The organism is Amnibacterium kyonggiense (assembly GCF_004364555.1).
Lineage (GTDB): Bacteria > Actinomycetota > Actinomycetes > Actinomycetales > Microbacteriaceae > Amnibacterium > Amnibacterium kyonggiense.
In genome coordinates, this window is record NZ_SOAM01000001.1 from 1,411,295 (window position 1) to 1,426,038 (window position 14,744).

Here is a 14,744-nt window from a genome sequence, read left to right on the forward strand (position 1 = left end):
CTCACGAACCAAGGAGCACGCCGTGCCGGACCGCCCGCTCGAGATCCTCGTCCCCGCGATCATGAAGAAGGAGCTGTCCCGGCGCGTCGTCCTGTCCGGCCTCGTCGCCTCCGGCACCGCAGCCGCGCTCGCCGCGTGCGCGCCGTCGACCGGCGGTGGCGGCGGCGCGAGCGGCGGTGGCGCGTTGAACCTCTACACGTGGGGCGAGTACGACGACCCGAAGGTGCTGAAGGACTTCGCGAAGACCAAGGGCGGCGCGACGGTCAAGCTCGGCAGCTACGACTCGAACGAGGAGCTGATCGCGAAGCTCTCCGCCGCCAAGGGCACGAGCGGCTACGACATCGTCGTCCCGACCCTGAGCTTCGTCCCGCAGATGGTCGACCTGAAGCTGCTGCAGGAGCTCGACCACGACAAGCTGCCGAACCTGAAGAACGTGAACCCGACGTACCTGGACACGGCGCAGGACAAGGGCAACAAGTACAGCGTCCCGAAGGCGCTCGGCGTCAGCGGCTACGTCTACGACACCACCGTGATCAAGCGCGAGCTGACGAGCTGGAAGGACTTCTTCGACGCCGCCCAGAAGGAGGCGGCCGGCAAGACCAGCCTGCTCGCGGACCCGAACGAGATCCTCTGGGCCTACTTCTTCTCCATCGGCGAGGACATCAACACGAACGACTCGGCGACCCTCGACAAGGCGAAGGACTACCTGGTCAAGAACATCGCCCCGAACGTGCAGGCGTTCGAGTCGTACGTGAGCAACACGATCGCGCAGAACGGCCGCGCGCTGGCGCACTCCTGGAACGGCGACGCCCGCCAGGGGATCATCGGAAACAGCGACCAGAAGCGGTACAAGTGGGTGAAGCCGACGGAGGGCGCCGGCCAGTTCCTCGACAACTGGTCGATCCCGGTCGGCGCGAAGAACGTGGACGCCGCGCACGCGTTCATCGACTACGTGCTCGACCCCGCGGTGTCGCTGAAGGAGCTCGAGTACATCGGCTACGACACGATGGTGCAGGGCATCCAGGAGAAGGCCACCGACGTGGAGCTGCCGGAGCTGATCTTCTACACGCCCGAGGAGCAGAAGAACCTCGTCATCGACATCGTGCCGAAGTCGCAGGAGCAGCGGGTCGCGATCTTCAACGAGATCCAGGCGGCGGCGGGCTCGTGACCGCGGTCGCCCTCCCGGCGACGCGGACCCGCGGCAGGCGGTTCCGCTGGAACGTCGGCGTGCTCGCCGCGCCCGTCGCGGTGTGGCTGCTGTTCTTCTTCGTCGCGCCGTTCGTCGTCATCCTCTGGTACTCGTTCGGCGACAAGCCGAGCCTCTACATCACCCACGACAACTCGGTGCTGTCGCTGGGGCGGTACGTGGAGGCGTTCAACCCGACCTTCGTCACGGTGTTCCTCCGCACGCTGCAGATCTCCGTGGTCGGCACGATCCTCTGCCTCGTCATCGCGTTCCCGATGGCGTACTGGATGGCCGTGAAGCTGCCGGCGCGGTTCCAGGGGATCGCCGTCGCGCTGGTGCTCGTGCCGTACTGGACGAACTTCCTCGTCCGGACGATCGGGTGGCAGATCGTGCTCAGCCCGACGTCGTTCCTCGCGGACGCGTCCCGGGCGCTCGGGCTCGGGACGCCGCAGCTGCTCTACACGACCGGGGCGGTGCAGCTCGGCGTGGTCTACAACTACCTGCCGCTCATGATCCTGCCGCTCTACGTCACGCTCGAGCGGCTCGACCCCCGGCTGCTCGAGGCCAGCCGCGACCTCGGCGCGAACGCGTTCGAGAGCTTCCGGCGGGTGACGCTCCCGATCGTCCTGCCCGGGGTCGCGGCGGGGCTCCTGCTCGTGTTCGTGCCGCTCATGGGCGACTACATCACGCCGAGCGTGCTCGGCGGCGCGGCGGGCAGCATGGTCGGCCAGCAGGTCGCGTCGCAGTTCAACGTCGCGCAGAACTGGGCGCTCGGCAGCGCGATGGCGATCGTGCTGATGGTCGCGATCATCGCCGTCGTCGTGCTGTTCGCGCTGCTGTTCCGGCTGGTGAAGGCGATCATCGACCGCTTCGAGCACGTGGCGATCGTGGAGGGGGAGGCGTGAGCGCCGCGACCGCACCGACGACGACCGCGTCGCCCGGACCGGCGCCGGTCGCGCGCCGGCGTCGACCCGATGCGGGCACGGTGCTCCTCGGGATCTGGGGCGTGCTCGGGTTCCTGTTCCTCTTCTTCCCGGTGCTCGTCATCGTCGCGTACTCGTTCAACGAGGGGCGCCTGCTGCAGTCGTACCGGGGCTTCGGTCTCGGTGCGTACGAGGACGCGCTCACGAACTCGGCGATCACGAGCGGCGTGCAGGTCTCGATCTACGTCGGGATCTTCTCGGCGCTCGTCGCCGCGGTGCTCGGTTCGCTCGCCGGCGTCGCCGTCGCCCGCCGCGCCGGCGCGCGGTGGATCGGCTGGTTGACCGCGCTGCTCGGGCTCGTGATGGTGACGCCGGAGATCGTGAACGCCGTCTCGCTGCTGCCGTGGTTCGTCACCCTCGGCACCGACTGGGGCTTCACGCCGCTGAACTCGGGCATCGTGCGGCTGATCGTCGCGCACTCCCTGTTCTCCTGCGCGGTCGTCACGTTCATCGTGCGGGCGCGGATGGCCGGGCTGTCGGAGTCGCTGGAGGAGGCCGCCGCGGACCTCGGCGCCCCGCCGCTGCGCCGCTTCCTCGACATCACGTTCCCGCTGATGCGGCCCGCCGTGATCTCGGGCGCGCTGCTCTCCTTCACGCTGAGCCTCGACAACACGGTGCTGTCGAGCTTCGTGTCGACCGCCGACGCGACGCCGTTCCCCGTCTACGTGTTCGCGTCGGTGCGGTCCTCTCTGCGGCCCGCGATCGCCGCGATGTCGACGCTGATGCTGCTGCTGACGCTCGTCGCGCTGGCGCTCGTCGCGGTCGTGCTGATCACCTCGCGCAAGCGCACCGGCGAGGGCATGAGCCTCGCGAGCACCCTCGCCGGCGGCTGACTTCCGACTTCGCTCACGCTGCTTGCCGCCGCGACGTCGTCGCGGCGGCAAGAAGCGTGAGCGAAGTGGTCTCCTAGGGTGCGAGGGTGCATGCGCAACCGGTCCTGCCGCTCCGGATCGAGACCGAGCGGCTGATTCTCCGGCCGTGGTCGGAGGACGACGCTCCCGCCCTGCGCTCGCTGTGGGCGGAGCGCGACCCGCGTGCCCGGCGCCGCATCACCCCCGACGGGCGGCCGACCGTCGACGAGCTGCGCGAGCAGATCCATGATGCCGTGACGGCTCAGGAGCGTACCGGCCTCGCGCTCCTCGTCGTCGAGCAGCGCTCGACCCCTGGATTCGCGGGCTACTGCGGTCTCGTCGTCGGGCAGGCGACCGAGGCGGAGCCGGAGCTCGCGTACGAGCTCCTCCGGCGCATCCACGGGCACGGCATCGCGACCGAGGCGGCCCGGGCGCTCGTCGCGGCGGCCGACGTCGCGGGGTGGACAAGGCTCTGGGCGACGATCCGCGACTGGAACGCGCCGTCTCGCAGTGTCGCGGGGAAGGTCGGGTTCCGAGAGTCGGGCCGGATCGACCGCGACGCCGAGCGCGGCGACTCACTCTGGTACGTCCGCGACGCGGGCCCGCGCTGACGCCCACGGATCCGGAGATCCTTGGCGCCGCGCCGCCTGAGAGGCCGTTCGTCCCGCGTGTCCCGGGGGATCTCCGGATCCGCGAACCCGGCAGGATGACGCGGTGGCGATCCGCGGTGTGCAGCTCTTCTCCGTCCCCGTGACCGACCAGGACCGGGCGCGCGACTTCTACGTCGACGTGCTCGGGATGGAGCTGGTCGAGGACCGGCCGATGGGGCCCGGCCGCCGCTGGGTGCGCGTCCGACCCGTCGGCGGCGAGACCGCGATCACGCTCGTCACCTGGTTCGACTCGATGCCGGCCGGATCGCTGACCGGGCTCGTGCTCGAGACGGACGACGTCGAAGGCGACCTCCGACGACTGCGGGACCTGGGCGCGCCCGTCGAGGGCGGGCTGCCGGAGGCGCCGTGGGGCCGCTACCTCCAGGTCCGGGACCCGGACGGAAACGGCCTGATCCTGCAGCAGACCGCGCCCGGATCGGGTCGCTTCGCCGAGCGCTGATCGGGACTCTGCTCACGCTTCTTGCCGCCGCGACGTCGTCGCGGCGGCAAGAAGCGTGAGCAAGATCCCTCGCAAGGGCGGAGGATGCTCGCGGACCCGGCTACCTCCCGGTCGCCTCGCCGTCGGGCGCGCTCCCTACGATGCCGCCATGGTCACCGCCGCCGATGCGCTCCGGTCCTTCGTCGCCGCCGTCGATCACGAGGGGCTCGGCGTCCACGGCGTCGCGATCCGCGTCGGGGACGAGCGGGCCGCGCACCGCTGGCGCAGCGACGATCGGGAGAACCTGTACTCGGTGTCGAAGGGGGTCTGCGCGCTCGCGGCGGGCATCGCGGTCGACGAGGGGCTGCTGACCCTCGACCTGACCGTCGGGGAGGTGTTCCCGGACCTGCCGCTCGGCGACGGCGTCGCTGCCGTGACGTTGCGGCACCTGCTGACGATGACGAGCGGGATCGACTTCCTGTGGTTCGGCCACGAGCCGGTCCCCGGGCCGGACCTCGCCGCGGCGATGCTCGTCCGGCCGTCGCGGGGCCGCGTCTTCCAGTACTCGGACGCCAGCACCTACGTCGCGATGCGGCTGCTCGCCTCGCGCGTCGGCGACGTGCGCGACTGGCTGCTGCCCCGGCTCTTCGACCCGCTCGGCATCGACGACCCGCAGTGGCATCGCTGCCCGCTCGGCTTCATCGTCGGCGGCACCGGGCTGGAGCTGCGCACGGAGGAGCTCGCGCGCATCGGCGACCTCCTGCTCGACCGCGGCCGGTGGGGCGATCGGCGGCTCGTCAGCGCCGCCTGGGTCGACGCGATGCACGCCGACTGGGTCGAGACCGGGCGGGAGGCGCCGATGGAGCGCTACGGCCTCGCGACCTGGGCCGGCCCCGGCGACGCGTGGCGGCTCGAGGGCCGCTACGGGCAGTTCGTCGTCGTCCACGGCGACGCCGTCGTGACCGTCACCGGCCACGAGGAGGAGGGGGAGGACCGCATCTCGGCGCTCGCCGTAGAGGTCACCGCGACCTGAGACGCGCGGGACGCCCTGCTTCGACGTCCCGGAGGCGCTCAGCCGAGCAGGGTCACGCCGAACCCGGCGACCACGGAGCGCACCTCGGCGAGGTAGGTCTGCGCCAGCTCGGTGAGCGGGATCGCGGCGTGACCGATCCAGCCGATCTCGATGCGCTCGTCGACGTCGAGCGGGACGGCGACGATCTCCGGGTCGAGGTCGTCGCTGATGATGCCGGTCGAGATCGTGTACCCGTCCAGCCCGATCATCAGGTTGAAGATCGTCGCCCGGTCGGAGACGCGGATCTCCCGCCTGCTCGACAGCGTGGAGAGGATCTCCTCCGCGAAGTAGAAGGAGTTGTTCGCGCCCTGGTCGAAGGTGAGCCGCGGCAGGTCGGCGAGGTCGGCGAGCGTCGCGCGGCCCAGGGTCGCGAGCGGGTTCTTCCGGGCGACGAAGATGTGCGGCTCCGCGAGGAAGAGCGGGTGGAACGCGAGCCCCGAGTCGCGCAGCAGCTTGTCCAACACGTCCCGGTTGAAGTCGTTGCGGTAGACGATGCCGAGCTCGCTGCGGAGGGTCCGGACGTCCTCGATGATGTCGAAGGTCCGCGTCTCCCGCAGGGAGAACTCGTACTCGGCCGCGTCCGAGCGCTTCACCATGCGGACGAACGCGTCGACCGCGAACGAGTAGTGCTGCGCCGACACCCCGAGCAGGCGGCGCGAGGGCGGCCGGCCGAGGTAGCGCTGCTCGAGCAGCGCGACCTGCTCCACGACCTGTCGGGCGTAGCCGAGGAACTCCGTACCGTCGGTCGTGAGCGCGACGCCGCGGGCGGAGCGGACGAGCAGGTCCCGGCCGACACGGGCCTCGAGGTCCTTCATCGCCGCGGACATCGTCGGCTGCGCGACGTAGAGCAGCTCGGCGGCCGCGGAGATCGACCCCTCCGCGGCGACCTCGATGAAGTAGTGGAGCTGCTGCAGCGTCACGCCGCTCGTCCGCCTGGCCATAGTGAGTGACTATAGGGATCCATCGCGAGGTCCGATTACCCGATGACCTCCGGCGACCGGGAGCATGACGGCATCGACTTCCACCCGGCCGTTCCGGCCGACCAGGCACTGGATTGGCCGCGCATGGCGAACGACTTCGGGTTCCACGTCACGACCACCCGGTTCGACGAGGACTACACGCCCTCGACGAGCTCCCGCATCACGACGAACTTCGCCAACCTGGCCCGCGGCGAGCAGCGGCAGCAGAACCTCCGCCGGGCGCTCACGATGATCGACCGGCGGTTCAACGACCTCGCCGACTGGGACAACCCGAGTGGTGACCGGTACGCGGTGGAGATCGAGATCGTGTCCGTCGAGCTGGAGTTCGCGGCGGAGGGCGACGACCGCCGGTTCCCGCTGCTCGAGATGCTCGACACCACGATCGTCGACCTGTGGACCGGCGAGCGGCGCCGCGGGATCCTCGGCAACAGCTTCTCCTCCTACGTCCGCGACTACGACTTCAGCGTCCGCCTGCCCGCGGTCAGCGCGGAGGCGGGCGGGTTCACGCTGCCGGAGGACTTCGGCGACCTGCACGGGAAGCTGTTCCAGCACTTCCTCGGCTCCGCCGCGTACCGCGAGCGCTTCGCGCAGTCCCCGGTGATCTGCATCAGCGTCTCCACGAGCAGGACGTACCGCCGCACCGACGACCGGCACCCGATCCTCGGCGTCGAGTACCAGCAGGACGACCAGTCCCTGACCGACGAGTACTTCGCGAAGATGGGCCTCCGGGTGCGCTGCTTCATGCCGCGCGGCTCGGTCGCGCCGTTCGCGTTCTACTTCCGCGGCGACCTGCTGAACGACTACACGGACCTGCAGCTGATCGGCACGATCAGCACGATGGAGGCGTTCCAGAAGATCTACCGGCCGGAGATCTACAACGCGAACGCGGCCGCGCCGAGCGTCTACAAGCCGAGCCTGGAGCAGCAGGACTTCTCGCGGACGCAGATCGACTACGACCGCGAGGAGCGCAGCCGGCTCGCGATCACGCAGGGGCGGTTCACACAGCAGCACCTCATCGAGCCGCACCGCGAGGCCCTCGCGCAGTGGGCCGCCGACCACCCGGCGCTCGTCGGTTGAGCGCCCGCGACCGCGCCGGCGCGCCCGCGCTGCTGCCCACGTCGATCGTCGGCAGCCTGCCGAAGCCGGCCTGGCTGGCCGAGCCGGAGACGCTCTGGTCGCCCTGGAAGCTGCAGGGCGACGCGCTCGCCGAGGGCAAGCAGGACGCGCTCCGGGTCGTCGTGGAGGAGCAGCGCCGCCGCGGCATCGACGTCCTCAGCGACGGCGAGCAGACCCGGCAGCACTTCGTCACGACCTTCATCGAGCACCTGGCCGGCGTCGACTTCGAGCACCGCGAGACGGTCCGGATCCGCGCCCGCTACGACGCGAGCGTGCCGACCGTCGTCGGTCCGGTGCGGCGCGACCGCCCGGTGTTCGTCGAGGACGCGGCGTTCCTCCGGACGCTGACCGACCAGCCGATCAAGTGGGCGCTGCCCGGCCCGATGACGATGGTCGACACCCTCGCGGACCGGTACTACGGCAGCCGGGAGCGGCTGGCCCGCGAGTTCGCGGCGATCCTCAACCAGGAGGCGCGCGAGCTCGAGGCGGCCGGGGTGGACGTCGTCCAGTTCGACGAGCCCGCGTTCAACGTCTTCCACGACGAGGTACGCGACTGGGGCGTCGCGGCGCTCGAGCTGGCCGCCGAGGGGCTGCGCGCGGAGACCGTCGTGCACATCTGCTACGGCTACGGGATCAAGGCGAACACCGACTGGAAGGCGACCCTCGGTGCCGAGTGGCGCCAGTACGAGCGGTCCTTCCCGCTCCTGCAGCAGTCGTCGATCGACACCGTCTCGCTCGAGAGCCACCACTCCCACGTCCCGGTCGACCTGATCGAGCTCATCCGCGGCAAGAAGGTGATGCTCGGGGCGATCGACGTGGCGAGCGAGCAGGTCGAGACGCCGGAGGAGGTCGCCGACACCCTCCGTGCGGCGCTCGCCTTCGTCGACGCGGACCGGCTCGTCGCGAGCACGAACTGCGGGATGGCGCCGCTGCCGAGGACGGTCGCGCAGGAGAAGCTCGGCGCGCTCGCCGCGGGCGCCGCCCTGCTCCGGGAGGAGCTCGCCGCCGCGCGCTGACGGGTGCGCCGTCGGGGCGTACGCAGTCCCCGAAACCTCCTCCGAACTTCCTGGTCCGCGGTCCGCCGTCCGACTGAGATCGAGGCACGACCTCATCGCAGGAAGGCGATCATGAATCCGACCATCGTCCTCGTCCACGGCGCGTTCGCCGACTCCGCGAGCTGGGCGCCGGTGACCCGGCTGCTGCTCGACGCGGGGCACACCGTGCTCGTCCCGCCCGTGTTCAACCGGAGCCTCCCGGGCGACGCCGCGTACATCCGGCGCTTCGTCGAGCAGATCGACGGCCCGGTGCTGCTCGTCGGCCACTCCTACGGCGGCGCGGTGATCACCGTGGCGGGCGTCGCGGAGAACGTCGTCGGCCTCGTCTACGTGTCGGGCTACGCGCTCGACGAGGGGGAGAGCCTCGGCCGGCTCCAGGGCGGGTTCCCCGACTCGGACCTCGCCGCGAACCTCGTGTACACGCCGTACACGCTGCCGGACGGGACGGACGGCACCGACGTGTCCGTCAAGATCGACGCCTTCCCCGCAGTGTTCGCGGGCGGGGTCGACCCGGCAACGGCCGGCGTGCTCGCGGTGTCGCAGCGCCCGCTGTCGGCGATCGCGTTCGGCGAGGGCGCGTCCGCCGTCGCCTGGAAGACGAAGCCGAGCTGGGGCATCGTCTCGGGCGCCGACCACACGATCAACCCCGAGGTCGAGCGCTTCGGCTACGGCCGCGCGAACATGCGCGAGGTCGTCGAGGTCGAGGGGGCTCCGCACCTGATCATGCACGCCTTCCCGGAGCGGGTCGTCGAGGTGATCAGCACGGCCGTCGCCGAGGTCACCGCGTGACGGAGGCGTTCGACCCGGCCGACTTCGCGATCGTGCCGCCGAAGCGGTTCGAGGACCTGCGCATCGGCGACGTGTTCCGGGCGCCGAGTCGGACCCTCACCGACGCGCACGCGAGCGCCTTCCAGGCCGTCTCCGCCGACAACCATCCGGTGCACTACGACGCGGTGTGGGCGACGGCGCACGGCCACCCGGCGCCGGTGGTCCACGGCCTGCAGGTGCTCGCGTTCACCGCGCCGGGCGCGACGTCGTTCCCGCACGTGATCGGCGAGGTGTTCATCGCGTTCACGAGCGTGTCCGCCCGGTTCCTCGCGGAGGTGCACGCAGGCGACACCCTCTACCCGCAGCTCGAGATCACGGCGCTCACCCCGCACGGCGACGGGACGGGGACCGTCACGACACGGGCGACCGTGCACCGCGCGGACGGCGTGCTCGTCCTCGACGGCGAGCACCAGTACCTGCTGCGGACCGCAGCATGACCCGACCGGAGGAAGGAAGCTCCATGCCCGCCAACCCGCATCACGTGTCGCTCGAGCCCGCCGCGCAGGCGTTCGCCGAGGCGACCGCGAACCCGCCGTACCTGTACCAGCTGCCGCCGGCGGAGGGGCGCACGACGGTCGACGGCGTCCAGGACTCGCCGATCGACAAGCCGGAGGTCGACGACCGCTGGATCACCGTCGAGGGCGGCCCGACCGGATCGGTCCGCACCCGGATCGTGAAGCCCGTCGGCAGCGCCGGCCCGCTGCCGGTCGTCGTGTACACGCACGGCGCCGGCTGGGTCTTCGGCGACGCCCACACCCACGACCGGCTCGTCCGCGACCTCGTGATCGGCACCGGCGCGGCCGTCGTGTTCCCGGAGTACGACCGCAGCCCCGACGTGCATTACCCGGTCGCGAACGAGCAGTCGTACGCCGTCGCGAAGTGGGTGGCGGAGCACGGCGCGGAGGATGGCCTGGACACGTCCCGCATCGCGATCTGCGGGGACTCCGTCGGCGGCAACATGGCGATCGCGCTGACGCTGATGGCGAAGGAGCGGGGCGACGTGTCGTTCGCGGCGCAGGTCCTCTTCTACCCGGTGACGGACGCGGGCTTCGACACGCCCTCGTACCTGCGCTGGGCGGACGGGTACTGGCTGACCCGCACCGCGATGCAGTGGTACTGGGACCAGTACACGACGAGCGAGGAGGACCGCGCGCAGATCACGGCGTCGCCGCTGCGCGCGAAGCCCGAGCAGCTCACCGGCCTGCCGCCCGCGCTGATCATCAACGGCGAGGAGGACGTCCTCCACGACGACGGCGCCGGCTACGCCGACCTGCTCCGCACGGCCGGGGTGCCCGTCACCCACGTGACGTACTCCGCGATCATCCACGACTTCGTGATGGTGAACGCGATGCACGACACCTTCGCCTCGAAGGCGGCGATCGCCCAGGCGGTCGCGTTCCTCAGGGCCGCGCTCAGCGCGTGACCCGGTCCGGCTCCGCCCCGACGTGCTCCGCGCGTCGGGGCGGAGCCCTGTCCCCGGCCGGGAGGCCCCGATGACCTCGGTCTCGACGACAGGGCGGGCCCCGGGCGCCTGGGCGCCGCTCGCCCGCCCCGTGTTCCGTGCCCTGTGGCTCGCGCAGCTCGCGTCGAACCTCGGCAGCTGGATGCAGTCGGTCGGCGCGCAGTGGTTCCTCGTCGAGCGGACGCATTCGCCGGCGCTCGTCGCCTGGGTGCAGACGGCCGGCCTGCTGCCGGTGCTGCTGCTGTCCCTCGTCGCCGGGGTGCTCGCCGACGTGCTCGACCGCCGCGTGCTGCTCGTCGTGACGACCGCCGCGTCGACCGCCGTCGCCGCGGTGCTCGCCGTGCTGAGCGGAGCGGGCCTGCTCTCGCCGTGGAGCCTCCTCGCCCTCACCTTCCTCCTCGGCTGCGCGAGCGCGCTGACGAGTCCGGCGTGGCAGACGATCCAGCCGGAGCTCGTGCCGCGGGAGGAGGTGCCCGCCGCGGCGTCGCTCGGCAGCGTGACGGTGAACGGCGCCCGCGCGATCGGCCCGGCGATCGCCGGGGTGCTGGTCGGCCTCGCCGGACCGACGCCGGTGTTCGCGCTGAACACCCTCTCCTTCGTCGGCGTGCTCGTGGTCCTCGTCCGGTGGCGGCGGCCGGAGCAGGCGGCGGCGCTCGGCCGGGAGCCGTTCGTCGCGGCGCTCGCCGCGGGCCTCCGCTACGTCCGCGCCGCGCCGGGGTGCGGCGCATCCTGCTCCGCTCCGTCCTGTTCGCGGCGCCCGCGTGCGCGCTGTGGGCGCTGCTGCCGTCCGTCGCGACGACGCAGCTGCACCTCTCCGCGAAGGGCTACGGACTCGCGCTCGGGGTGCTCGGCGCGGGCGCGGTGCTCGGCGTCGCCGCGATGCCGGTGCTCCGGCGGCGGTGCTCGCCGTCCTGGCTGCTCGCGGGCTCGGCCCTCGCGTACGCGCTCGGCCTCGTCGCGGCGGTGCTCGCCCCGCTCTGGCTCGCGCTCCTCGTGTTCGTGCTCACGGGCGCCGCGTGGATCGTGACGCTCACGACGCTGAACGCCGCGCTGCAGCTGAGCCTGGCCGGCTGGGTGCGGGCCCGCGGCGTCGCCGTGTACCTGCTCGTCTTCCTCGGCGGGCAGGGCGTCGCCTCCTTCGTGTGGGGGCTCGTCGCCGCCGCGATCGGCGTCGGGCCGACGCTGCTCGTCGCAGCCGCCCTGCTCGCGCTCGTGGCCGCGTCCGTGCCGCTCCTGCCGCTGCGCCCCTCCACCGGCACGCTCGACCGGAGCATCGTCGCCCTGTCCGCGGGCTCGCCGACGCTCGTGTTCGAGCCCGGCCCGGCCGACGGGCCGGTCACGATCACGGTGACGTACCGGCTGCGGGACGGGGCGGAGGCCGCGTTCCTCGCGGCGATGGCGCGGCTGGAGCGGTCCCGCAGGCGCACCGGCGCGAGCGCGTGGCGCCTCCTCCGCAGCGGGGATGAGGCGGGCGTGTTCGTGGAGGAGTTCACGGTGCCGTCCTGGCGGGAGTTCGGCCGGGGCAGCGCGGAGCGGTGGACGGGGTACGACCGGCAGCAGCTCGACGCGGTGCGGGCGCTCGTCGCGGTCGATCCTGCTGAGCGGCACGCGTTCCCCGTCCGCGCCGTCGCCCCGCCGCGCTCCGCTCGCCAGGCGCCCTCACCGAGCGCCGCGACGGCCTCCGGACAGGAGGACCCGGGTCACCGCTGACGCGATCGCCGGTCCGATGCCGCACCCGGCGGCCGAGGGGGAGTACGAGCCGGCCGAGGAGCTGCGCCCGGCCGTGGCATCATCGGCGTGATCCGCCCGAACGACGTCCTGGAGTCCCTCGCCCGTGCCCGCTCCGCCGATCGGTGAGCTCCTCCGCCGGCTGCGCCTCGAACGCGACCTGACGCTCGAGGTCCTCGCGCAGCGTTCCGGCGTCAGCGACCGCTCCATCGGCGACATCGAGCGCGGCGTCAGCGCGGCCCCGCGCCGCGGCACTCTCGCAGCGCTCGCCGAGGGCCTCGCGCTGCCGCCGTCCGAGCGGGCGGAGCTGCTCGCGGCGGGGCGCCGCGCCCGCACGGCGGAGGAGGCGCCGACGGCCGAGTCGGTCCGCCCGCACCGGCTGGCGGACTTCACCGGCCGCGAGCAGGAGCTCGAGCTCCTGGTCGGGCTGCTGCGGCACGGCGGCGACGGCTCGCTGCCGTGCGAGCCGATCGTGGTGAGCGGCGCGCCCGGCTCCGGGAAGACCTCCCTCGCGCTCGAAGCGGTGCGGACCGCCCGCCTCGACGACCGCGAGCTGTACTTCGTGAACCTCGGCGGCGCGACCGACCGGCCGCTGACCCCGCTGCAGGTGCTGCAGGCGCTGCTGCGCCAGGTGCCGGGGGACGCCGACGTCCCCGTCGCGTTCGACGCCGCCGCGGCGGCGTGGCAGCGCGCCGTCGCAGCCGGCCCGGCCGTCGTCGTGCTCGACGACGCGGGGATGGAGTCGCAGGTGCGGCCGGTGCTCGCCGTCGACCGCCGGTCGCGCGTCGTCACCACGTCGCGGCGCAGCCTCGCCGGGCTGGAGGGCGTCCGCCACGTCCGCATCGGACCGCTGCCCCGGGACGCGTCGGTGACGTTCCTGCGGCGCGCGATCCCCGCCGCCCAGCTCGCGGGGGTGGACGTCGACGAGCTCGCCGAGCTGTGCGGGGACCTGCCGCTCGCGCTGCGCATCGTGGCCGGCCGGATCGCGTCGCAGCCCGGTCGTCGCGCCGCCGGGCTCGTCGACCGCCTCCGATCCGACTCCCGCCGCCTCCGCACCCTGACCGCCGGCGACCTCGCGATCGAGACCACCTTCGCGGCCGCCTACGCGCTGCTGACCCCGCAGCAGCAGTGGTGCTTCCGCGCGCTGTCGGTGCTGCCCGCGAGCTCGTTCTCCGCGGCGGCCGCCGCCGCGTTCGGCAGCGGCACGGAGGACGACGCCGTCGACGAGCTCGAGGAGCTCGCCCACCTCGGGCTGGTCGAACCGCTCGACCGCGAGCGCTTCCGCCTCCACGACCCGCTGCGGCTGTTCGCCGCCGCGCGGCTGCGCGAGGACCCGGACGACGAGCGCGAGGTCCGCGAGCGCGCCCGCCGCTGGTACGCGGGCACGGCCGCGCGCGCCGGGGTCCTGTTCTCGGCATCGCCGCTGCCCGACCCGCCGATGCGGCCGTGGCCGGAGCTGCGCTTCGACTCCCCGCCCGCCGCCGACGCGTGGCTGCAGGAGGAGCTCGACGGGTGGACCGGCGCGCTCTTCGCGATGTCGGGCGACGGGGCGCACGAGCAGCTGCTCGTGCACGTCCGGTACCTCCGCTCCTACGCCGAGTCGTCCGAGCACTGGCACGGCTGGCCCGACCTGCTCCTCACCGCGGTGACGTCGGCGAGGGCGATCGGCGATCAGCACCTCGTCGCCCGCCACCTCGCGGACGCGGCCTGGATGCTGAACAACGCGACGTTCGACCACGTCCGCGCCAAGGGGGTGGGGGCCGAGTCGATCGCGGCCGCCCGCGCGGTGGCGGCGGTCGACGTGGAGGCGCAGGCGACGCTGCAGGTCGCGATCGCGCAGATGGAGCTCGGCGAGGACGACCGGGCGACGCAGGCGCTGTTCGACCGGGCCGTCGACCTGCACGGGCGCGCGGACGACGCGCAGGGGGCGCTCGACGCGCGGATCGCGAAGGCGGCGCACCGCGAGACCTTCGATCCGACCGGGGCGGCCGACGAGTTGCGGGCGCTGCTCGTCGAGCTCGCCCGGTCCGATGAGCGGGTCTCGGACCGGGAGCGCTACTCGATGCGGCTGACCGCGTGGGTCTCGCTCGGCCGGGTGCTCACCGGGCTCGGCGAGGCCGCTGCCGCGGACGCGGTCGCGACGGAGGCGCTCGACCACATCGCCGACCGACGCGGGGCGCCGTCCGACTTCGCCCGCCTGCTCGCGGTCCGCGGGCACGCGCGCGCCGCCGGCGGCGACGCGGCGGGCGCGATCACGGACCTCGGCGCCGCCCTCGACGCGGCCGGCGCGCACCGGCCGCAGTGGTGGGCGGACGAGATCGAGGCCGTGCTCCGCTCGCTCGGCCGAGCGACGGCCTGACCGGCGCGGGCGGCCGCCCGCGCCGATCCCGGCCG

At 72.8% G+C, this 14,744-nt stretch carries 14 protein-coding genes and 1 pseudogene; 14 read left to right on the top strand and 1 reads right to left on the bottom strand.

Going from position 1 to position 14,744, the window contains the following annotated elements; all coding sequences use genetic code 11:
• Window positions 1–22: 22 nt before the first annotated feature.
• The 6 genes from CLV52_RS07130 to CLV52_RS07155 all read left to right on the top strand — a co-directional run bounded on the left by CLV52_RS07130 (window position 23) and on the right by CLV52_RS07155 (window position 5,142).
• Complete coding sequence (locus CLV52_RS07130) at window positions 23–1,168, top strand: polyamine ABC transporter substrate-binding protein (protein WP_246017998.1); 1,146 nt, start codon at window positions 23–25, stop codon at window positions 1,166–1,168.
• Complete coding sequence (locus tag CLV52_RS07135) at window positions 1,165–2,091, top strand: ABC transporter permease (RefSeq protein WP_211342621.1); 927 nt, start codon at window positions 1,165–1,167, stop codon at window positions 2,089–2,091. Before CLV52_RS07130 ends, CLV52_RS07135 begins: the two co-directional genes overlap by 4 nt.
• A complete protein-coding gene (locus CLV52_RS07140) occupies window positions 2,088–3,002 on the top strand; it encodes an ABC transporter permease (RefSeq protein ID WP_246017999.1) in 915 nt (304 codons plus the stop codon). The genes CLV52_RS07135 and CLV52_RS07140 overlap by 4 nt, the downstream gene beginning before the upstream one ends.
• A gap of 86 nt (window positions 3,003–3,088) precedes the next feature.
• Window positions 3,089–3,631: a GNAT family N-acetyltransferase gene (locus CLV52_RS07145; RefSeq protein WP_133765537.1), complete on the top strand. Its 543-nt coding sequence runs from the start codon at window positions 3,089–3,091 to the stop codon at window positions 3,629–3,631.
• 103 nt (window positions 3,632–3,734) lie between these two features.
• Entirely contained in the window at window positions 3,735–4,130 is a 396-nt protein-coding gene (locus CLV52_RS07150) for a VOC family protein (protein ID WP_133765538.1), read from the top strand.
• Window positions 4,131–4,278: 148 nt separating this feature from the next.
• Window positions 4,279–5,142: a serine hydrolase domain-containing protein gene (locus CLV52_RS07155; RefSeq protein WP_133765539.1), complete on the top strand. Its 864-nt coding sequence runs from the start codon at window positions 4,279–4,281 to the stop codon at window positions 5,140–5,142.
• 38 nt (window positions 5,143–5,180) lie between these two features.
• Here the strand turns inward: CLV52_RS07155 and CLV52_RS07160 are convergent, their stop codons facing one another.
• On the bottom strand, window positions 5,181–6,122 hold the full coding sequence (locus tag CLV52_RS07160) for a LysR family transcriptional regulator (RefSeq protein ID WP_133765540.1): 942 nt from the start codon (window positions 6,120–6,122) through the stop codon (window positions 5,181–5,183).
• Window positions 6,123–6,245: 123 nt separating this feature from the next.
• Here CLV52_RS07160 and CLV52_RS07165 point away from each other — a divergent pair, with 123 nt between their 5' ends.
• From CLV52_RS07165 to CLV52_RS07195, 8 genes and pseudogenes are all read left to right on the top strand, one after another.
• Window positions 6,246–7,238, top strand: a complete 993-nt coding sequence (locus CLV52_RS07165; protein WP_133765895.1) for a putative oxygenase MesX — start codon at window positions 6,246–6,248, stop codon at window positions 7,236–7,238.
• Window positions 7,235–8,293 (top strand): methionine synthase, encoded by a 1,059-nt coding sequence (locus CLV52_RS07170; RefSeq protein ID WP_246018000.1) that lies wholly within the window; start codon window positions 7,235–7,237, stop codon window positions 8,291–8,293. The genes CLV52_RS07165 and CLV52_RS07170 overlap by 4 nt, the downstream gene beginning before the upstream one ends.
• Window positions 8,294–8,401: 108 nt before the next feature.
• The gene (locus CLV52_RS07175) at window positions 8,402–9,121 is read left to right on the top strand and encodes an alpha/beta fold hydrolase (protein WP_211342658.1); all 720 of its coding nucleotides are present in this window, start codon (window positions 8,402–8,404) and stop codon (window positions 9,119–9,121) included.
• The gene (locus CLV52_RS07180; RefSeq protein ID WP_133765542.1) at window positions 9,118–9,597 is read left to right on the top strand and encodes a MaoC family dehydratase; all 480 of its coding nucleotides are present in this window, start codon (window positions 9,118–9,120) and stop codon (window positions 9,595–9,597) included. Before CLV52_RS07175 ends, CLV52_RS07180 begins: the two co-directional genes overlap by 4 nt.
• A 23-nt stretch (window positions 9,598–9,620) precedes the next feature.
• On the top strand, window positions 9,621–10,583 hold the full coding sequence (locus tag CLV52_RS07185; protein WP_133765543.1) for an alpha/beta hydrolase: 963 nt from the start codon (window positions 9,621–9,623) through the stop codon (window positions 10,581–10,583).
• Window positions 10,584–10,653: 70 nt separating this feature from the next.
• Window positions 10,654–11,274: pseudogene (locus CLV52_RS19035) on the top strand (MFS transporter); the annotation flags it as partial.
• Window positions 11,275–11,339: 65 nt separating this feature from the next.
• Window positions 11,340–12,332, top strand: coding sequence for an MFS transporter (locus CLV52_RS19040; RefSeq protein WP_281276059.1), 993 nt, complete (start codon window positions 11,340–11,342; stop codon window positions 12,330–12,332).
• Window positions 12,333–12,456: 124 nt separating this feature from the next.
• Entirely contained in the window at window positions 12,457–14,709 is a 2,253-nt protein-coding gene (locus CLV52_RS07195; RefSeq protein ID WP_133765544.1) for an ATP-binding protein, read from the top strand.
• The last annotated feature ends 35 nt before the right edge of the window (window positions 14,710–14,744 follow it).

Bases quoted from the DNA above. Each gene is read 5' to 3' on its own strand.
- CLV52_RS07165 (WP_133765895.1), top strand. From the start codon at position 6,246: ATGGCGAACGACTTCGGGTTCCACGTCACGACCACCCGGTTCGACGAG.
- CLV52_RS07160 (WP_133765540.1), bottom strand. From the start codon at position 6,122: ATGGCCAGGCGGACGAGCGGCGTGACGCTGCAGCAGCTCCACTACTTC.
- CLV52_RS07155 (WP_133765539.1), top strand. From the start codon at position 4,279: ATGGTCACCGCCGCCGATGCGCTCCGGTCCTTCGTCGCCGCCGTCGAT.
- CLV52_RS07185 (WP_133765543.1), top strand. From the start codon at position 9,621: ATGCCCGCCAACCCGCATCACGTGTCGCTCGAGCCCGCCGCGCAGGCG.